Origin of the sequence: Psychromonas sp. L1A2, from assembly GCF_009828855.1 — a bacterium.
In the GTDB taxonomy this organism is placed as follows: domain Bacteria; phylum Pseudomonadota; class Gammaproteobacteria; order Enterobacterales; family Psychromonadaceae; genus Psychromonas.
In genome coordinates, this window is the sequence record NZ_WUAG01000002.1 from 210,503 (window position 1) to 231,390 (window position 20,888).

Consider the following 20,888-nt stretch of genomic DNA (forward strand, 5'->3'; position numbering starts at 1 on the left):
TAAGCATCGCTAAGTGTCTCGATTACAACGGATAACTCATTGCTAAGCGATAGTGATATTCAATGTTTTCGCGTTATACTAGCGCTTATTTACAATCAAAAAGTAACCTTTATGCGTAATCCTCGTTTTTACGAACCACAAACGTTAACTGAAAATAGCACTATCACGTTATCTGATGATGCAACCCAACACATACGCGTATTACGTTTAAATGTTGGCGATACTGTTGTCTTATTTAACGGTCAAGGTGGACAGTATTTAGCGCAATTAAGTGACGTACAAAAACGTACATGCCAAGCGAAAATAATGTCATTCCAAACAACAGATAATGAAAGTCCATTACATCTTCACCTAGGGCAAGTCATTTCTCGTGGTGATCGAATGGAGTTTGTCATTCAAAAAGCAGTAGAATTAGGGGTTAATGAAATTACACCACTAATCAGTGAACGTTGTGGCGTCAAACTTAATGCAGAACGTATGGCCAAAAAGCAACAACAATGGCAAAAAATTGCCATTGCGGCCTGCGAGCAATCAGGCAGAAATATTGTGCCGACAATTCATGCGACACAAGCTTTAACACAATGGTGTGAATTTGAAATTGTTTGTTGTAAATTAACACTTCATCCACGCGCAAAGTATTCAATCAACACATTACCAAACGATATTAATCATGTGCGTTTATTAATTGGTCCGGAAGGTGGTTTAAGTGACGATGAAATTAGCTTAACTGAAAGTTTAGATTTCACCGAAACGTTATTAGGCCCAAGAGTATTACGCACCGAAACAGCAGCATTAACCGCTATTACGGCATTACAATGTCGTTTTGGTGATTTAGCGTAACCATATAGCTTTAATGATAGCTTTTAATAATTTATTGAAATAGGAAAGAATATGACCATTAAAATTGGCATCGTGATGGATCCCATCGCAGACATCAACATTAAAAAAGACTCAAGCTTTGCAATGTTATTAGAAGCTCAATCTCGTGGTTGGGAACTGTATTATTTAGAAATGAAAGATCTGTACCTTGAAGATGGTCGTTGTTTTGCAACTAGCAAGAAACTAACAGTACAACGTGAAGAAGGTAACTTTTATCAATTAGAAGAAGCCGTTGATCACCCTCTTTCAGACCTAGATGCAGTATTAATGCGTAAAGATCCTCCTTTTGATACTGAGTACATCTATGCAACTTACTTATTAGAACGCGCAGAAGTTGAAGGCTGTTTAATCGTCAACAAACCACAAAGTCTTCGTGATGCAAATGAAAAACTATATACCGCTTGGTTTAGTGAATTCACTCCAACGACACTAGTGACACGTAGTGCTGCTAAAATCCGTGAGTTCCATAAAAAACACACAGACGTTATCTTAAAACCACTTGATGGTATGGGTGGCGCATCCATTTTCCGTATCAAAGAAAATGACAGCAATATTGGCGTGATCATTGAAACATTAACTGAACACGAACAACGCTACTGTATGGCTCAAGCCTTTATCCCAGCCATTAAAGCCGGTGATAAACGAATCTTGATTGTTGACGGTGAACCAATGCCTTACGCACTGGCACGTATCCCTGCAAAAGGTGAAACACGTGGTAACTTAGCCGCTGGTGGTACAGGTGTAGCACAACCACTTTCTGAGTCAGATTGGCATATTGCTAATACCATTGGTCCTAAATTAAAAGAAAAAGGATTAATTTTTGTTGGTCTAGACGTGATTGGCGATAAAGTCACTGAAATTAATGTGACTAGCCCAACATGTATTCAGGAAATTGATAAAGCTTACGGTACTAACATCAGTGGTAAATTGATGGATGCTATCGAAAAACGTGTTAAAGCCGCTAAATAAGCTTTTAAGACTAAACTATAACCAACACACTATAAATAACGTACTACAACTGTAGCTAAGTAGTAATGTAGTAATGTAGTAATGTAGTAATGTAGCTAAGCACTATATAACTTAGTACTACAGTTAAACGATAAAGAAAAATACTGGATATAAATCATTGAGTTTATTACTAAGCATGAACTAAGCGACAATAAAGTAGGTAATAAACTCAATACTAATGGAGAAGCACATGACAATAAACAAAACTAAAACCCCTTTTGCTGATTCTGACATTAGTACTGCACACTCAGAGACTCAATCCAGTACTGAAAATAAAACGTCTAAACACCATTCAGAAACAGAGATGATCAACTCATTAAAAAACCATTTTTTAATTGCAATGCCTTCATTAACAGACCCATACTTTAAAAATTCAGTGGTCTATTTATGTGAGCATGATGAACAAGGTGCAATGGGGTTTATTATTAATTATCCTGTTAAACTGACCATTCAAGAACTATTAAAAAGTGCAGAAAGTATCAGCCATGAACCAATACCCCCAATCACAGAACCTGTATTTTTAGGTGGACCATTGGATATGGACAGAGGTTTTGTATTACATAGCCCGATAGAAGATGACTCTCAAAGTACCCTTTTGAATGAACAGTTAATGATGTCTAATTCCAATTTAATCCTTTCTTCATTAGGTACAGAAACACAACCAGAGAAATACATGGTTGCGTTAGGTTACTCAAGTTGGGATTCAGGCCAGTTAGAAGAAGAAATCAGCAACAACCAATGGTTAACGGTACAATGTGAGATGGACATCATGTTTAATACACCCGTCAGCAAACGTTGGAACTCATCTTTACAACAACTCGGTGTAGACCCATCACAATTAAGTAGCGAAGTAGGCCACGCATAATGACAGTAGAAACAACTAATACAGCATCATCAACGCCAATTAAGGCCCCTAATACCTTACTAGGTTTTGATTTTGGCACCAAAAGTATCGGTGTAGCGACAGGACAAATGATCACTGCAACAGCACAACCCATTGCAGCGATTAAAGCTAATGATGGCATTCCAAACTGGGATACCGTTGAAGCGGTTATTAAAGAATGGAAACCTGATTTAATTGTTGTCGGTTTACCGCTTAATATGGATGGCACAGAACAACCGATCACCCAACGTGCTAAAAAGTTTGGTAATCGTCTAACGGGACGCTTTGGTGTTAAAACGGTTTTTCAAGATGAACGTTTAACGACCGCAAGCGCTAAAGAATTTATCTTTGAACGTGGCGGCTATAAAGCATTAGAAAAAGGTAAAGTAGACAGTGTTTCTGCCGCGCTAATATTAGAAGGTTGGATGGAAAACTATTATTAGTGATCAACCACAACGCCGACAATAATAAAAATCCAACAATAATTTTCTGTCTTTCAAACACTTTCATTTCAACGACTCATTTTCTAGTACTTATTTTCTAGTACTTTTTCATCTGCTCTTTAAACTAAAGAGCAGTGCAATTTATTGATAAACCAATCCAATTTAATTCATTAAGTAAATAATTTAATTCAGGAATCTATTTAAGTTATCACTTTATTGAGTTATAAATGTTTACTCTTCGTTTTATAAAGGACTACATCACGCCCATGCAACTTATTGAAATCGATCCAGAGCGCTATCGTAAACGTTTAAATAAAGTTATCTTTGCTTGTATTGGAGTATTAAGCATCGGCAGTTTAGCTATAAGCCAGCTACTTATCTTATTAATCCCCTCTTCAACAGGAAGCCACTTCCATTGGAACTTGTTAGGTGTCGCAATAACCGCCATCTCGGTTTTCATTATTTTATCCAAACTTAGAAAGCATCCTTTTTTTTACGAAGTCAGTTACGTATGGGACTTAAAACAAGCCTTAAATAAAATTAACCGTCGTATGAAAAAAATAGAATCAGCAGCACAACGTGGTGATCACGTTGCCATGCATATTTTACATTTCAGTTATTGCGGTTCTCGCCAACTATGGCAATTAGATAACAACACATTAACCATTAACCATCTGACACACCTTGAAAATAAACTACACGAACTAGCAGAAACACATAACGTAACGCTAGATGCCACTCTTTATAACCCATCACAATTAGCGAGCTACTAATGCCTATTTTACATATCGAAGCGTTTTTAATTGCAATCACTATTTTAACAATCACACCAGGCCTAGATACGGCATTAGTCGTTCGAAATACCACTCGAGGTGGTGAAAAAGATGGTTTTATCACTAATATCGGTATTTGTAGCGGTCTCTTTTTCCACGCTTCATTATCCGCAGTAGGTATTTCATTATTATTATCCCAATCGCCACAGCTATTCCAAGGCGTGAAAATGATCGGTGCTCTATATATATTATATTTAGGGGTGCAAGGTCTTAGACATAGCTTTTCAGCAGCAGCAAAAGATCCTGAAGCCATCACAACACAGGGTAACTTTAAAGCGAGTAAAAGCTTTAGAGAAGGCCTACTTTCAAACGCATTAAATCCTAAAACAGCTGTTTTCTATTTAGCGTTTTTACCGCAATTCATTAACCCTGAGTATTCTGCATTTATGCAATCATTATTAATGGCCGCTATCCACTTTGTGATCGCACTATGCTGGCAGGCCTTTATTAGCCGAATGATAGTGACTGCACAAAAACGCTTTGATGGTGGTAAAACACAATTAATGATGGAACGTTTAACAGGCGTTGTATTGATTGGATTAGCAGTGAAGTTATTGATGGACGATTAACCAATACTTCTTCAATAAAATTCGTTCTCATGTATCAAGTGCCTCACAATTTAAAAGAGCAGTATCAAAGGGTCTGCATCTTTAAGCATAATTGACATGAGAACGTTTGTTTATTAAAAGAGATATAACATACTGTTGTTAAAGTAAATAATCTAAAGTTCAGATAAGAAAATCAAAACAGCATCATTATTTTTTTGATTTTCAACGTGCATCCCACCACAAAATGAAACAATGTTTTATTTATTGCTAATATAATCATAAAAAATAGTTTACTGTCGCAGTTATTATCAACTCCAAATACTTCTTATTACACATATAAGTAAGGACATATTTTGCAACAAAAATTTGCCTTTAAAGCAGAACTTCTTTTAGTGCTAGTGACTATTTTAGCCGGCGCAGGTTGGATCTTTTCAAAAGAAGCCTTAATGGGCATGACCCCTTTATTTTTTATTTCAATGCGCTTTCTTGTTGGCGGTGTGGTTTTATTATTGATTGGTCATCGGTATTTTCGCGGTGTTACATGGCAAGAGATTAAACCAGTGATGCTAATCGGCGCAGTAATGGGGCTGGCAATGCTTTGCTGGGTTATGGGACTTTATCAAAGTAGCAACGTCGGTGTCGGTGCTTTCATTACCTGTATGGGCGTCGTATTTGTACCGATTATCGGACGCTTTATGTTTGGAGATCGCCCCGCCACGAGTATTTGGGTTGCATTACCTTTTGCTATCATCGGATTAGGCTTTTTAGCACTCAGTAATGGTTTGAATTTTGAAATTTCACATCTCTATTTTTTAGGAACGGCTATTGCTGTTGCCTTTCAACTTAACCTATTATCGCGATTTTTATTGCGAGTACATGCATTAGTGTTAACCAGTGTGCAATTAACCACTGCGGGAATCTTACTGTTGATAGTGTCGTTATTGACCGAGTCATTACCTACAAGCATTAGCCCTAATATTTTTGCCTGGTTTTTAGCAAGCGCGTTACTCGCAACAAGTTTACGATACTTATTACAAATGTATGCAATGAGTTTAACGCCTATTAGTCATGCCGCCGTCATTATGAATTTAGAGCCTGTATGGGCTGCTATCTTTGCTGTACTGTGGTTTGGTGAAGTGATGTCATTAGGGCAAGTATTTGGATGTTGCTTAATCTTTATGGCAATGTTAATCAGCCGTTGGCCACAAATAAGAAAAATGTTCAAACATTAAACGTAAAGTAAATTTGAAAGTTATTGTGCAATTTGGCTTTCAAATTTATAACAACTCTTGAATACATTACAATTATTCACCTCTTATATTGATTGCTCTGAACAACAACGAGACAAGAAAAAAGTCTGCTGTGATTGCCTTTTAAATAGCTTATTGAGAGATTGGTTAACTAGTTTATATAAATGCTTTAGTGCGTTTTGTTGGTAAAAATGAATGTACATTCAAGCAACCTAGTCACTGATATAAGTATAAACTAGACATTCTTTCCGTTAACACATTAGGAGCAACTGCATGACAACATTAAAACAACAAACCGACGCTAAGATTGAAGCAGGTCGACAAGCTAACCCTGATTTTATGAAAGGTATCGATGATGTTATCGCTCAAGCAAAAGCTTTTAAAGAAGGTAGTGACGCACTTAAACTTGGCCAAGCAGCACCTCATTTTGAATTGCCAAACCAGCAAGGTAAATCAACTTTACTCACTGAATTACTAGCAAAAGGTCCGGTCGTTGTGACCTTCTACCGTGGCAGCTGGTGTCCTTATTGCAACTTACAACTTAGAGCATTACAAGCTCGGTTAACTGAGATACATGACCTCGGTGCTGAACTAGTGGCTATCAGTCCAGAGGTGCCAGATGGTTCATTATCAAAAAATGAAATAAGCAAAATGGAGTTTACGGTTCTATCTGACCAAGATGCAAAAGTGGCTGCACAATTTGGCGTTGCATGGGAAGTACCAGAGTTTGTATTAGAGCATATGAAAGTAGATCGAAAACTGGATATTGAAACAATTAATAATGGCAATGCTAACATTATGCCAACCCCAGCTACTTTTGTATTAAATCAAACTGGTGAAGTAACTTGGCGTTTCGTAGATGTTGATTACCGCACACGTTCAGAGCCTTCAGATATTATCGATGCCTTACAAAAACTATAAGCATTGAGCTAATTAAGCCTATTAAGCAAACCAAAATAGAGTGGAAAGTGATATTAATAAATAGCGCTAGTTGTTTTTGTAAATGTCATTTTTACTCATCGCCTGTTTTAAAAATCAGTCCTTCTCATTAATAAAATAAGCTGCTCTAGCGAAAGTGCACAAGAGCAACAACCTTTATTATTATAATACGCATGAGCCTGCCCTAATAAATACAGACAGGCTCATGCATTACTATTCAGCAGAAGCTATTCTATCCGGCTATTCTATTCAACTATCGTATTCAACTATTCTACTATTCTACTATTCTACTCAATTATCACTGTTCACTAAAATCGATACAGATTAAATGGATAAGTATGATGACGACGTTAATCTGATTGATTAATGGATAAATAGCTAAACGATTCTATTTATTAAGCAGCTTGTTCGACGTCCAATGCCGTTGCTTTAATTTCAGCGCTCTTTTTTTTGTTCATGTTTGGCAACGTTTGACCTTCCCACACAAAGTGACGATTCGCTTTTTGCCTAATGAATCCCTGTACCAATAGAGTAGTAAACAGGTGATCCGTATCTTCAGTATTTAAAGCTAACTTGTCTGATAATGCTTTCTTTGAGCAACGCACAGTGCCATTGCTGAGTAATGAAATAGCTTGTTGTAATAAATCTTCACTTCGAGATATCGCCGCTACTTGCTGTTCATGTTGCTTATTATAAAGCGCAAGATTAGTTTGCTCACTTAACGATGCTTTCTCTTGCTCTGCCTGTTGTAGTTTTAAAGTACGAGAGAAACGCAACTCTTCACCAATTAATCCAACGAAGAAAGCGGCAAATAAATCTAATAAAACTGACAGAAAAATCACTAATGATAGCTGTGCTGTTTTATTCTCTATATTCAGTGCTGTCGCAACGCTACCGATTAAGCCTAATACAGAGCCTTGGCTTGCAACGGGTTGTTTATCACGTTCAATAGCCAGCGCTAACTGTTGTTCACGTAATTGAGTATTCTCTTTTTGAATACGCGCGACCCCCGTAACGATACGATTCAACTCAATATACTTTTCTGCGGCAACATTATTAAGCGCAATCTGTTTATCAATGGCCGCTATTTGAAAGTCAAATGCGGCTTTTTTATTATTTTGCACATCAAGGTGACTCTGGGCGGTATTGGTTGCACTATTAATACCACCGATGCTGCCACCAATAGAAATAATGGCTAACACACTGTAAAAGATAAACGCTGAAAATGCGGCGCTAATATTGCGTCTTGCTAAACGTTCCCCAAATTCATACCAAGCAAAAAACTTTCCTAGCTCGAATATCACGGCCAATGAGCCAAATAAAAATTGCATCCAAAATCCATTATCAATTGATAAAAAGAGTAATAATGAAAAGATGATTGATGCCAAGATAGATGCACCGGTAAAGCTATAAACAACGGTCATCGCAAAAGGACCTTTTGCATGGCGAATGCGTTTTTTAGATAGGGTCGATATATTAGTCATGAATTACCTACTTATGATTATTGATCATTGCTCAAATCGTGAAAGCCTTGGTAATAACTAACAAAGCAGATCAATAAGGACAGAAATTGGCGCGAATTGTAGAGAGGCTTTTATCGAAAAGCCAGTAATGACAGGCATTAGATGAATAAATAAGTAAATTATCAATATTTTGTTTATTTTTTATACCGATTTAAAAAACAGAGCTTCTAAAAGTATGATTAACCGATGCATGAATTGAGTCATAGTAAGTGGTCATCGCTCTATTTAGTTTTTTTATCTTCGATTATTGTCTTTAATAATGTCATTAGTATTGATAGTGTTATTAGCCCCACTTATTTAGACAAACTGGCGTAATAGAATAACTTGGATTCAGAGCATAACGACACAAGCAGAAATAAAACAGCACCTTAAGTCACTTATTATGCGAATTTAGGATGCTAAATATCGATGAGAAGTAATGTTATGAGTAACGGCACACGACATAATAAAAGTTAGCGTGGCGGATCAACGCGATCAGTGACCGACGTATTAACACGAAACCACCCTGCTATAGAATAACGATCGCGGTTTGCCGCTAATACTTCATGTGGAAACTCTTCACTTAAAAACGTTACAATCGTGCCCATTAACGGCACCACTTTAATCCCTTCTTTATCATGGTCACTTTTATATAACACCAACTCTCCACCATCACTAGGTAACCAATGACTATTAAAATAAACAACCACAGATAACACCCGATTAGACTCGCCTTTAAAAGCATCATAATGACGTTTGTAATAGTCACCAGGGCGATAATGGGCAAAGTGACTTTCAAATGAAAATAACCCTAAAAATAAACGTCGATTTAAATAAGTCTGTAATCCTGCTACCCAAGTTAACCAATCTTGTCCTGCTTGGCTTTCTCCAGTTATCCAGCTAATAGCATCAGTTCGAACGAATTCATTTTGTAGGTATTCCTTACCTCTACCAATACCTGCACTTTTAAATTTATCAGCTTCCATCAATTGCTGATGCGTAAATAAAGAATGTGTTAATGCTTCAGGTAACGCCGTTGGCATAATACTGTACCCACGCTTATCAATACCTTCTGCGATAAGTGCAAACAAGGAATCATCATTTGAGTTATTGCCAGTAAACTCATAGACATTTTTTAACGCTAGCAAAGTAAAGTCCTTTCTTAATGATCTAGTTAATTGATAAAGCTTAATTAATAAAACCGACTTAATAAAAATGACATGTAAATTAGTTTTGTTATTAATCGTCTTGGTGGAAGTCATGCTCAATCTAAAAAGATAAAAGTACTAATTTAGACTGATAAACACTGGAATCTTTGATGGGAAATAATTAACGTTAAACAATTATTTTATTGCGTTAACTACTCTTGATATCTCGAAAGGTGTGAGATCGCATAGTGACAGTTTTTTAAAATAAGAAAAGCTTTATTATACTGTTATTGTTAAATAAAAAAGCTAGGTGTAAGCAACTAAAAAACACACAGTCACCTCGATTAAATAAATGCCATTGTAAGACAACAGCATCGTTTTTTTAGCGTATTAACTAACTTTAATGTGTAAGGCTAATGCTTTGAATTGATCGCTAATACTCTCACCAAAAAGTGGATCGACGTATTCTTTATGCTTCCATTGTAAAATCAAGTGAGCCCAATCATCTTCTGTTAAACTGCTTTGAATGGCGGGTAGAATTTCAGCTTCTTCATAGTTTAAATGTTGTTTTTGTTTACTCACAAACCCTTCCATTTTTTCTATAAACACTTCTTTAGGTATAATCGCATCCAACAAAATCATGTTGATCATGTCGTCTAATTCTGTGGTGAGAATTTTTAGCTGTTTATGATCATCTTCCAAACGATTGGCAACTTGATCAGTCACCACTCTATATTTTAGATAATAAGCATAAATGAGGTTTTCCATCGGATGATGGTATTTATCTGAATAATGTTTAAGGTAATCAGTAATAGACTTGAGCAGTTGGTAATCAATTTCCTCATCTAATTTTAATGACACAATATGGTTGTCCATCACCTGCAACAACTGCATAATATTTTTATGGTCTTTATGAATACGATTAAGCATGTGAATTCCCATCTATTAATAAAAGAAGAAGCATTGCTAATAATTACTAACAGATGATATCGCAAATATCTTGCTCAACTCCTGCGCAAAATCAATAAACAGTCATTAAGCATTAGCGGTTAAGGAAATAAATATGAACACGCTAAAAAACCATCAATTACCAATCAATTACCAATCAATTACCAGTTAATTGCTTGCTTACCTTGCTCTGTGAGCAATTGATTCGTTTTTGAAAAGTGCTTACAACCAAAAAAACCACGATATGCAGATAATGGCGAAGGATGTACAGCAGTCAAAATATGATGTTTAGATTGATCAATCATCTGTGACTTCTTAATCGCGTAACTGCCCCACAATAAAAATACAACACCTTCTGTTTGGTCGTTAATATGTTGAATAACATTATCAGTAAACTGCTCCCAACCTTTTTTTGCATGGCTTCCTGCATTAGACTTCTCAACCGTTAATACGGTATTCAACAATAATACCCCCTGCTTCGCCCAATCACTTAAATCACCACTTTCCGGTAAGGTTGTCCACTGTAGATCATCAGCGAGTTCTTTATAGATATTACGTAATGAAGGCGGTAATTTTATGCCCTCTTGTACAGAAAAACTCAGCCCATGTGCTTGGCCATCACCGTGGTAAGGGTCTTGTCCTAAAATGACCACTTTAACGTCTTTTAATTCAGTTAGTGAAAAAGCAGTAAAACGATTTGTCGGGGATGGAAAGATAGTTTTTCCAGCGGCTTCTTCTTGGTCGATGAACAACTGTAATTGTTTAAAGTAACTTTGTTGCTGTTGCTTTTCTATAAAATCAAACCAGGACATAACCATCTACCATTTAGTAATTATCAAAAATAAAATATACCACATAAGCAATTGTTAAATATAAACTTTATTTTTACATTTGAGCAACAAAACAATATTAAGAAAAAACAACCAGTTACAAACTTGCTTTGATATTGCTCAATATAAACACAAATAAACCACTATAAAAGTAAGTGATTAATGTTGTACATCACACATAAGCGGCCCTATAATCATAAGTAGATTAATTAACCAGCAGCATTAGATATTATTTATTGCATGCTTTATTAAACGGTTTCTGTATTACTAAACCGTATTACTAAACCGTATTACTAAACAATAATTAAGAATTAAGGAAATATTATGGCTTTAGGTATTCAAATTACTGAATCAAATAACACTGCGTTATTAAACTCGTTTTGGTTATTAGATGAAGAAAATGCACAGGCGCGTTGTTTATGTGTGAAAGACAATGCATACGCTGAAGATCAAGTTATTTCTTTAGCTGAACTCGGTGAAATTAAATATAAAGAAGTAGCGATTGAAGCGCCAAAAGCACAGGAAGGTGGTCAACACTTAAATGTGAACGTGTTACGTCGTGAAACATTAGAAGATGCTGTAAAACACCCTGAAAAGTACCCACAGTTAACAATACGTGTATCAGGTTATGCAGTACGTTTTAACTCACTAACACCAGAGCAACAACAAGATGTATTAACACGTACATTTACAGAAAGCTTATAAAAGTTTTCGTTTGAAATAATAGTGAAGAGATTAGCTTGATCTCTTCACTATCACCAAAGCCTAATAATTAACTTCTATTAGGCTTTTCAGCTAAACTTAACAATATAAACCCGCATTAATATGAGCCATAACTTTTCGGAACTAATTAATTCGGAGATCAATGCGAGACAACAATTAAAATTATTGGCTGTACCGCACTTTTTAGACGGTAAAAATAGAACTGAAATTGCAGATTTTTTAAAAATTAGCCGTAGAAGTGTCAACATTTTGATTAAAAGACTTAAAAGTAAAGCCACGCAATGGCAGACCTCATCGACTCAACTCCGAGCAACTTTCTACAATAAAGCAGTATGTCATTGATAAGGCTACAAAGTCAGAAGATGGCCGTTTACAGGGAAAAGATATACAAGAATATATCGAAACTACATTCGGGGTCATTTATCAAAAAACCAACATTTATCATTTACTGGGTAAGTTAAATCTAAGTTAGATAACGATACGCTCTAAACACCCAAAGCAATCAGTTAAAGCACAAGCATCTTTTAAAAAATTTCAAATAAAAACGATCCTTAAGATTCCTGAGCATGTTCATTTAAAAGATGTCCATATTTGGTTTCAGGGTGAGGCTAGGTGTGGTCAACGTAATAACAACTAGGATATGGACAGAAAAAGGCACCAGACCGAGAGCCTTACAGTAATAGTGATGTGATGAAGGTTCATTTACGCTTAATTTCTGATGTAACCCCAAAGGGAAAAATGCCGTTGTAATAATGGATCGAGCCAGTTGGCACCAGTCCTATTTAGCTGAAGAGTTTACTAATTTAACGATCATTCACCTCCCTCCGTATTCTCCTGAATTGAATCCAATCGAACAAGTTTGGCATTGGATGCGGGATAATAAAATCGCGAATAGATGCTTTGATGGTTATAACGACATTGTTAATAAATGTTGCCATGCTTGGCATCGCTTTAGTGAAGATACCAAAAGAGTGATCTCACTCTGTTACAGAGATTGGACCAATCTGGAAACTTAATTATAGGAATTGGTATAATAAGCCTATTTGATCACACTTAGCTTAAAATGGAAAATTCATAATCTTACCCTGTAGAGCTGATATTCTAAAAAAGGGTCCCCACAAAAGCAACGAAAAAACACAGGAACAAAGAGTAGAAAACCTTAATGCAGTGCCATTCAGGCATAAACTAACTTCATACGCACTTTTTAATTCCTAAATTCGCATAATAAGTGCAATTCAATGACTAACTATCTTCGCTGATCACTTTTTTATACCTAAAGTTAAACCTAATATTTAGTCATAACATTAGGTTTAACCTTGAAAGAGCGGCTTTTTTTAGTTAGCGACTCTCTTAATTTATACATTAATTACTGACGGTTAATTTGCACTAATTGGCGTATCGCGCCATGTTAATAAAGCTTCACCGTTTTGCAAATCTAACCATACATCAACATACTCAAATGAACGTGTATAAATGTAACCATCTTTAACGGGATCACCTAAGGGCTCTCCAAGTTTATGATTAAGTTCTTCGATGTAGCTGCTATCCCACACCGTATTAGCTGATGGTAATGCATTCACACTCAGCTGATAACTAAAAAAAGCATTTTCTTCGGCAACAATTAAGAATATAGCTAATGGGTAATCTACGTGTGTTTCCATGAACTCGATTTGCTCTTCATATGTATCAGGCACATCTTCATCAGTCATTGGTGCAGTTTGAAGATTGATCAACTTACCTTGTGCCAGTGCTTCTCGCATCATTTGAATTGACACCGCAATGGCATCAGCTTCAGTTTGTTCAGGAAATGCAATATCACCAGTAAAGTCCCAACGCTCTAAATAAGAACCATCAAATAATGCCATGACAGAGCGATTTCCGTTGTTTCTTTCTCCTCGTAACACATTACCTATTAATATTTTATCGTCTGGCATCTTTTCATGTAATTGGTTTAACATATCGACATAACCATTAATGGGCTCGCCATCAACAAAGATTTCATCGAATGCAGCTTTAGTGATTTTATCAACAAACACACCATCTATATTATCATCTGCGGCTATTGTAGTAGGTAATTCAACCCACCAATCTCGAGCCTCTTCAACTTCACTATTGTAGTTATAATACTTATCTTTAAATAGATAAATACTGCCATCATCATTTAAGACGCTCCACGCACTAGCATTTTCTTCATAGTCTTCATCATTGCTATAACCACTGTAAAAAATAACCGAATTCCAATAAAAAATATTTGAAATATTAGGGTTTATTTCCTTCAGCCTTCTACTCGTTTCTTTAATACCCTCATCAACAGCTTCTAAACCTGCCTCATTAGCTTTTTCTAACATTACTAGTTGATAATGTGCGGCAATAGTTTCGATTTGCTGATCGGTGTAAGAATCAGAATTACGTACAGCTAACCAACGGGGTACGGTATCCCAAGAAAATTCAGGATAGTAGGCTTGTCGTGATGTATCCGATTCAGGGTAAACATCAAAAAAATCTGGTCCCATGCCATAAAGCGAATAATCATAATCATCAAGTGTTGTGACTAATTCAGGGTTAGAAATTGAAAAAGAAAATTGAATTTGATTAATACTGCCAAGTAAATGACTGTAGTAATCACCAGCGCCTGTAATCACAAATGGTTGTAGAGATAAAAAACTATAGACAGAATCATTACTAAAAGTGCTTGAATCTAAGCCAGTTCCTTCACCACGAATATGTGTATGAGTGCGACCGCCGGTTTCTATTAAACTAATAAAATCAAAACCATTCATAGTTGCGCTGTAATCAGAAACAGAAACTTTAATATTCTCCACACTAAAACGTAAACTTTGTCCTGCACCAATACCTGTTATACCATTGTCTTCAACATCCCAAAAATTATTAGTCGTATCAGAAGTAACAGGGCTTGATTCACCTAAAGCGGTCATGGATGACTCACCCGCTATAGCAGAATAGCTGTATGTAGAACCGGCAAAACCTTCAACACGTAAATCGAAAGTCAGTGTATCGTTAGTTCCATCACGGTCAAAGTCACTACCTTCCCAATCAATACTATAAACCATGTCGTTACCAATGGATGCTTGTGTACAAGTCATATTGTCTGAACTGAGGTCGCTTATTGTCAAACCGTTATTAACAGCAAGATCGGTATCTTCGCCAATACAAGCTTGTGCACTCAATGCGAACCAAACTTCATTATTAGCAGCATTCACTGGCGGTACTAACGATATGAATAATAGACAAGCCATACTCCATTTTATTTGTATTTTCATTGTACTTCCTATTAATTAAATATTATTAATAAAGCCCTCTGCAGTAAAGGACGAGGCATCAGATGATTTATTCAAACATTATTAATTGGTCACAATTAACATAACCTCTTCGTTATTAATATAAATATCTATTTTAAAAATTTGATACTCCTTAAAACCCCAATACAATTTGAGAGTCTTTACTAAAGTACTCAATCAACAAAGTTAACAGGACGACATATTTTTAACTAGTAAGTACCATTGTAGACTAGACCGAAAGCTCTTTTCGAACGATAGCAGCACCATCACTCAGTGCTTTTAACTTCTCTCTTGCTACTTCACGCGATAAAGGTGCCATGCCGCAGTTAGTACATGGGTAAAGCTTATCTGCATCAACATATTTAAGGGCTTCTCGTAACGTATTCGCCACTTCTTCTGGCGTTTCTATCGTATTGGTTGCCACATCAATTGCGCCTACCATTACTTTCTTACCGCGAATAAGCTCAAGTAGTTCCATCGGCACATGAGAGTTGTGACATTCTAACGAAATAATATCAATATTAGAGGCTTGCAATTTTGGGAACGCTTCTTCGTATTGGCGCCACTCGCTGCCTAAGGTCTTTTTCCAATCTGTATTGGCTTTAATGCCATAGCCATAACAAATATGAACTGCTGTTTCACACTTAAGTCCTTCAATCGCTCTTTCTAAACAAGCAATTCCCCATTCATTTACATCATCAAAAAACACGTTAAAAGCAGGTTCGTCAAATTGAATAATATCAACGCCAGCAGCCTCTAACTCTTTGGCTTCTTGATTCAAAATGATCGCAAATTCCCAAGCGAGTTTTTCACGACTTTTATAATGGTCATCATACAGCGTATCGATCATGGTCATTGGACCTGGCAACGCCCATTTGATTGGCTGATCTGTTTGTTGACGTAAGAACTTCGCATCTTCAACAAACACTGGTTTTTGTCGACTCACAGGGCCAACTACTGTCGGTACGCTCGCATCATAACGATCACGAATTTTAACGATTTTACGATTTTCAAAATCCACACCATTAAGGTGCTCAATAAAGGTAGTCACAAAATGTTGGCGAGTCTGCTCACCATCGCTGACAATATCTATGTCGGCTTGTTGTTGTTCGTGTAATGACACACATAATGCATCTTTTTTGCCATCCACTAACGCCTGATCTTGTAATTTCCATGGAGACCATAGTGTTTCAGATTCTGCAAGCCAAGATGGTTTAGGCAAACTGCCTGCTGTAGAAGTTGGTAATAATTTTTTCATGATCAATTGCTTCCTGTATTAGGTATTTAATTTTTTATTATTAGGCTTTAACTTATTAAGCGAAACAAAGTTGCTGTTGATAATTGGCAGACCACTGCTCAAATACAGCTTGGTAGGGTTTGATAAATTGCGCTTCAGCAAACTTCGCTTGCTCAATACCCAAACGATTACGTTCCTCTCGGTCATACACAATATGCGTTAATGAATAATCTAAGTTCTTCAAATTCGGTTGATAAGTTTGCCCTGCTACTGCATTCGCATTATAAATTTCAGGTCGATAGATTTTCTGAAACGTTTCCATGGTGCTGATAGTGCTGATCAGTTCAAGGTTGGTGTAATCATTTAACAAATCGCCAACGAAGTAAAAAGCCAAGGGCGCAGCACTATTAGGCGGCATAAAATAACGCACCTGTAGGCCCATCTTTTTAAAATATTGCTCTGTTAAAGAAGATGCATTCGGCTGATATTCAACGCCTAATACCGGATGGTGGTTTGCAATGCGTTGATAGGTTTTAGTCTCCGCCACGCTTAAACAGATAACAGGTGGTTTATTAAAATGCGTTTTATAAGCAGAGGAATGCAAGAAAGACTGAAATAACTTTCCATGCAACTCACCAAAGTGTTCTGGGATGCTAAATGACGGTTGTCCTTTATTATGCTCAGACAACAAAATACTAAAGTCATAATCACGTACATAAGACGAGAAGTTATTACCAACAATGCCTTCAATACGTTGATTAGTTTGATGGTCAACAATATTAGTTTTTAACACTTCAATGGATGGAAACGTTTGACCACTGCTTTCAATGTCCATTTCAACAGAAATAATATCAAGTTCCACAGAATAACGATCGCCCTTTAGGTTGTCCCAATGCGCTAAGGCATTAAATCGATTATCGATCATCTTTAATGCATTACGCAGATTCTGTTGGCGGCTCTCCCCACGCGCTAAATTGGCAAAATTGGTTGTCGCTCGTGTATTGCCAGCAGGTTGGTAATGCTCATCTAAACCTGTGCTCTTAATCGTAAAGGTAAAATCTGTGTTCATGGTATTTAGCTCCAATTCTCAATCATAAAATCTGTACACTCCCTGTTTTTTCAGGATTTTCTAGCCATCTGTCTTATTTATATCGATGACGTCGAATTAAGCACTCTCGGTAATATTGCCCAGCGTTATAAAGCAGAGTGTATTTTATACGTTAAATTAATCATGAATAAAAATGATTGATTTTCAAATTAACATGAAAATAATTAATAAATGAGTTTTGGATGTAAATAAAACAGAATAAAAAAGTAGGAATGAAGATTAAAATGTTAAGAAGATTGAAGTTAATTGGGTTTGGGTTGGTTGAATTGCCTGCGCTCGACGAGTTTTTTTATCATTATTCTCAATATTTCCGCCTTGTCGGCGTGAAGTGATTGATGAACTGAAACGAGGCTTTCAAGTTTAAAAATCAGGATTATTTAAACGAAAAAAGATGCACATGATAAGTTAAAATTCCTATCATAAACTTATATCCAACCAATCTAATCTCACAAAAAATTTACAATTTAACTATACCTTGTTGTTTTTATGTAATTAAAAGTAAATATCATCTTTTAATCATTTTACTTATATGTAAAAATACCCAAATAGTAATACACACTCAACATTGTAGTTTTTTAAAGTTAACTATGCTCGTTGCCCAGCATAGTTTTCTATATTATTTGCGGGCATTAAAAATGGAAGTAAAAATGAAAAAAATATTTATGATCTTAACCTCTGGCATTGCTTTAGCTGCTCTTTCAGCTTGTAGTATCCCAACATATCAAAAAACAATTTCATCTGAATATAACGCTAAAGGTGAATTAATTGGGAAAACTGTAACAGAAACAATTACTCAGCCATCACCACAATCAAGCCCAATGAAAGTCAAAATCACACAAGATGAATTAGAAAAATAGGGGTGTAATTTAATTTTTAGTATTGATGATTCTCTTACCGATTCAAACTAAAAATTTAATTAAAATCTAGTTTAGATAGAGTGAAATTAACAATATTTAATTTCACTCTAATTACTTCAGTATTAATAATTGGCTTATTTTTATATTGACCAGCCGCAATTTTCATCCTATCCACATATGATTTTCTTTTTCACTGCCCCACAAAATTATAAAAGAGTCCTACACTCATACATTGAAACTAAGAATAGCAACGAATTAATCGCCAAAGTAGAGTCGCCAAAAATACAAATCATTGCTAATAAATATTAATACGATCCAACGAGTGCAGACGAATCAATAGCAAAGTGCAGAATACCCAAACCTAAAAATCACGACGAGCAACTAAGGTGCGAAATGCCCCCAACCTTAAAGAACTCCAGCGGTTTCAATCGATAGTATTTATCTTCCACTTCTTGAGACTGCTCTGCATAAGGTTGATTCATCACGTCTTGCAACTCTCTAATTAAAGTGTAATCCCCAACGGCTGCTTGCTGATAAGCAGGTTTAACAAACCACTCTCGTAAAATGTATTTTGGATTAACCAACTTCATTTGCTTAGCGGCTTCTTCAAGGGTGCAGCCATTCGCTTCACAGTCACTATTAAGCAGTGCTTTCCATGTTGCAAACCATTCTATCCAACGCGTGTCCCTTTGATGAGAATCTGACTCGTTTGCCTGACTTGAGCCATTGTAAAAGCTTTTTTTCAATGGACGAATGTCGTCAGGTATCGACGATAGCTCCCGAAAGAAAATTGTATAATCGACAGGCGTTTGCATCATTAGAGTGAGTAGCTCGTTAAATAATACCTTGTGAGCCGTTGGGTTTAACGTGCTAAGACCCAACTTGGCAGCCCACATACTTTGCATTTCTGAGTCCATCACGGTCGAAAACTCACGTTGAATCTCGCCGAGTGCTAGTAAATGATCTTTATGATCTGCTAATAACGGTCGTAACGCCGAACAAAAAGACTCGAAATTGCTTTGCGCGGCTTTAGGTTGATTCAAAAATGAATAATGATTACCACCGCCCGTCCAAGGTTGATAATACGGGTTAAACACATCACAAAAACCAAATGGACCATAATCAAGCGTAAAACCACCAGCAGCACAATTATCACTATTAAAGTTACCTTGGCAAAAGCCAACGCGGATCCAGTTCGCGATGAGTGACGTAAGGCGACCACGAAACTCGCGCGCTAATAACACGATTTTTTCAGGCGTACTGAGCTGGCTATCGACAACGTCAGCATATTCTCGCTCAATCAAGTGCAGTACTATTTTTTCCAGCTCTTGCATCGCATGAAGCTGTTCATCTGGCTGATCTTCAAAACTATTTCCAAGGGCGCTATCTTCACGAGTGCGGCGAGCAAAAAGCTCAATTTGACCAACACGAATAAATGACGGCGCAACACGAGTCGAAATAGCAACGGCTTCAGCGCTCATCATATCGGGATTTTCCGAACGAGTGCCTTCCGTATACCAATAGCGCTTTACTGTTTCAGTTTTGGAAACGTATAAACTCAACGACCGTGATGTAGAAACACCAAGCGCGTGCATATGCTCTTGAGCTAAGAACTCACGAATGCTCGATCGTAAAACAGCACGACCATCCGCCCCGCGGCAATAAGGTGTTCGGCCACCGCCTTTTAACTGCATTTCCCAGCGTTTACCGTTGATAACCGCCTCAAGCACTGAAATAGCACGACCATCCCCATATCCGTTACCAGTCTGAAACGGACATTGATGAGTGAATTCAGTCCCGTAGATAGAAAGTGCGTAACCTGTCGCCCAACCAACCTTACGCATCGGCGCTGGCACCTGAGAAGTATCGCCGGAGAACATGCGCATGAATTCAGCAGATTCGGCCAACTTGTCGGCTAAACCAAGCGCAGCAAAAAATGCATTACTGTGCGCAACATATTCTGGGTCTTTAATCGGGGTTGGATTAACTGGAACATAATGCCCAGAGAAGACTTGTCGTGGTGCGTAATCAATCCCGTTTTCCGTCGCATCAGGATCACAGTTAAGCGTGTCCATAAGCGAATAATTTGCCAACTTAGCAAGCTCACCTAACGTAGCGATTTTAGACGTTGGTGTAGTAGGTATAGCAGATACAGTCGAGTTGTTTTTCTGAGGCAGTCGATTCGTCATAATGTTTTATACCTGCGTTTATAGAGATGAGTGTTCATAAAGATAATCGTTCATAGAGATAAGTAGTAATGCTTACTATCTTACCGCGATATGTTGGAGAGTTCAGTGCTAATTGTAATCGTTTCATTAAACGTGAGTTAACATTGGCTTTACTTTTTATTTGGGTCTGATTGGCTCGCCTACGCTCGTTGCATCTGTTTGCTTTTTATTGACAGTATTTTCGCCCCATTGGCGACTTTACTTTATCTAAACCAGTAGAAAACT

Annotated in this window: 18 protein-coding genes and 1 pseudogene; 11 read left to right on the forward strand and 8 right to left on the reverse strand. The window is 36.9% G+C overall.

Annotation, left to right across the window (positions count from 1 at the left end; translation table 11 throughout):
* Positions 1-111: 111 nt before the first annotated feature.
* From rsmE to GQR59_RS11485, 8 genes are all read left to right on the forward strand, one after another.
* Positions 112-840 carry a 16S rRNA (uracil(1498)-N(3))-methyltransferase gene (rsmE, locus tag GQR59_RS11450; protein WP_160062869.1) on the forward strand — a complete coding sequence of 243 codons (729 nt, stop codon included), beginning with the start codon at positions 112-114 and terminating at the stop codon, positions 838-840.
* A 51-nt stretch (positions 841-891) separates the two neighbouring features.
* Positions 892-1,848, forward strand: coding sequence for a glutathione synthase (gene gshB / locus GQR59_RS11455; protein WP_160062871.1), 957 nt, complete (start codon positions 892-894; stop codon positions 1,846-1,848).
* 229 nt (positions 1,849-2,077) lie between these two features.
* Positions 2,078-2,752 (forward strand): YqgE/AlgH family protein, encoded by a 675-nt coding sequence (locus tag GQR59_RS11460; protein ID WP_236546744.1) that lies wholly within the window; start codon positions 2,078-2,080, stop codon positions 2,750-2,752.
* On the forward strand, positions 2,752-3,213 hold the full coding sequence (ruvX, locus tag GQR59_RS11465; protein ID WP_051368642.1) for a Holliday junction resolvase RuvX: 462 nt from the start codon (positions 2,752-2,754) through the stop codon (positions 3,211-3,213). Before GQR59_RS11460 ends, ruvX begins: the two co-directional genes overlap by 1 nt.
* A 266-nt stretch (positions 3,214-3,479) precedes the next feature.
* Positions 3,480-3,986: a DUF3087 domain-containing protein gene (locus GQR59_RS11470; protein WP_160062873.1), complete on the forward strand. Its 507-nt coding sequence runs from the start codon at positions 3,480-3,482 to the stop codon at positions 3,984-3,986.
* Positions 3,986-4,615 carry a LysE family translocator gene (locus tag GQR59_RS11475; protein ID WP_160062875.1) on the forward strand — a complete coding sequence of 210 codons (630 nt, stop codon included), beginning with the start codon at positions 3,986-3,988 and terminating at the stop codon, positions 4,613-4,615. Before GQR59_RS11470 ends, GQR59_RS11475 begins: the two co-directional genes overlap by 1 nt.
* 332 nt (positions 4,616-4,947) lie before the next feature.
* Complete coding sequence (locus GQR59_RS11480) at positions 4,948-5,826, forward strand: DMT family transporter (RefSeq protein WP_160062877.1); 879 nt, start codon at positions 4,948-4,950, stop codon at positions 5,824-5,826.
* Between the two features lie 291 nt (positions 5,827-6,117).
* Positions 6,118-6,765 (forward strand): peroxiredoxin-like family protein, encoded by a 648-nt coding sequence (locus tag GQR59_RS11485; protein ID WP_160062879.1) that lies wholly within the window; start codon positions 6,118-6,120, stop codon positions 6,763-6,765.
* Positions 6,766-7,178: 413 nt separating this feature from the next.
* On the opposite strand, the gene GQR59_RS11490 is transcribed toward GQR59_RS11485, so the two are convergent.
* From GQR59_RS11490 to ung, 4 genes are all read right to left on the reverse strand, one after another.
* Positions 7,179-8,267: a Preprotein translocase subunit SecY gene (locus GQR59_RS11490; protein ID WP_236546745.1), complete on the reverse strand. Its 1,089-nt coding sequence runs from the start codon at positions 8,265-8,267 to the stop codon at positions 7,179-7,181.
* Positions 8,268-8,758: 491 nt separating this feature from the next.
* Positions 8,759-9,433, reverse strand: a complete 675-nt coding sequence (locus GQR59_RS11495; protein ID WP_236546746.1) for a 2OG-Fe(II) oxygenase — start codon at positions 9,431-9,433, stop codon at positions 8,759-8,761.
* A 390-nt stretch (positions 9,434-9,823) separates the two neighbouring features.
* On the reverse strand, positions 9,824-10,363 hold the full coding sequence (locus tag GQR59_RS11500; protein WP_160062883.1) for a hemerythrin domain-containing protein: 540 nt from the start codon (positions 10,361-10,363) through the stop codon (positions 9,824-9,826).
* A gap of 179 nt (positions 10,364-10,542) precedes the next feature.
* A complete protein-coding gene (gene ung / locus GQR59_RS11505; RefSeq protein WP_201288097.1) occupies positions 10,543-11,193 on the reverse strand; it encodes a uracil-DNA glycosylase in 651 nt (216 codons plus the stop codon).
* 342 nt (positions 11,194-11,535) lie between these two features.
* Here ung and grcA point away from each other — a divergent pair, with 342 nt between their 5' ends.
* Entirely contained in the window at positions 11,536-11,916 is a 381-nt protein-coding gene (gene grcA, locus GQR59_RS11510; RefSeq protein WP_025565887.1) for an autonomous glycyl radical cofactor GrcA, read from the forward strand.
* Between the two features lie 120 nt (positions 11,917-12,036).
* A pseudogene (locus GQR59_RS11515) lies at positions 12,037-12,950 on the forward strand (transposase).
* Between the two features lie 360 nt (positions 12,951-13,310).
* Here GQR59_RS11515 and GQR59_RS11520 read toward each other — a convergent pair.
* The 3 genes from GQR59_RS11520 to GQR59_RS11530 all read right to left on the reverse strand — a co-directional run bounded on the left by GQR59_RS11520 (position 13,311) and on the right by GQR59_RS11530 (position 17,539).
* Positions 13,311-15,215, reverse strand: a complete 1,905-nt coding sequence (locus GQR59_RS11520) for a putative glycoside hydrolase (protein WP_160062887.1) — start codon at positions 15,213-15,215, stop codon at positions 13,311-13,313.
* A 247-nt stretch (positions 15,216-15,462) separates the two neighbouring features.
* Positions 15,463-16,491 carry a methionine synthase gene (locus GQR59_RS11525; RefSeq protein WP_160062889.1) on the reverse strand — a complete coding sequence of 343 codons (1,029 nt, stop codon included), beginning with the start codon at positions 16,489-16,491 and terminating at the stop codon, positions 15,463-15,465.
* Between the two features lie 55 nt (positions 16,492-16,546).
* On the reverse strand, positions 16,547-17,539 hold the full coding sequence (locus tag GQR59_RS11530) for a DUF1852 domain-containing protein (protein ID WP_160062891.1): 993 nt from the start codon (positions 17,537-17,539) through the stop codon (positions 16,547-16,549).
* 686 nt (positions 17,540-18,225) lie between these two features.
* Here GQR59_RS11530 and GQR59_RS11535 point away from each other — a divergent pair.
* Positions 18,226-18,435: a hypothetical protein gene (locus GQR59_RS11535; RefSeq protein ID WP_236546747.1), complete on the forward strand. Its 210-nt coding sequence runs from the start codon at positions 18,226-18,228 to the stop codon at positions 18,433-18,435.
* A gap of 368 nt (positions 18,436-18,803) precedes the next feature.
* On the opposite strand, the gene GQR59_RS11540 is transcribed toward GQR59_RS11535, so the two are convergent.
* Positions 18,804-20,624 (reverse strand): protein adenylyltransferase SelO, encoded by a 1,821-nt coding sequence (locus GQR59_RS11540; protein ID WP_160062895.1) that lies wholly within the window; start codon positions 20,622-20,624, stop codon positions 18,804-18,806.
* Positions 20,625-20,888: the final 264 nt, after the last annotated feature.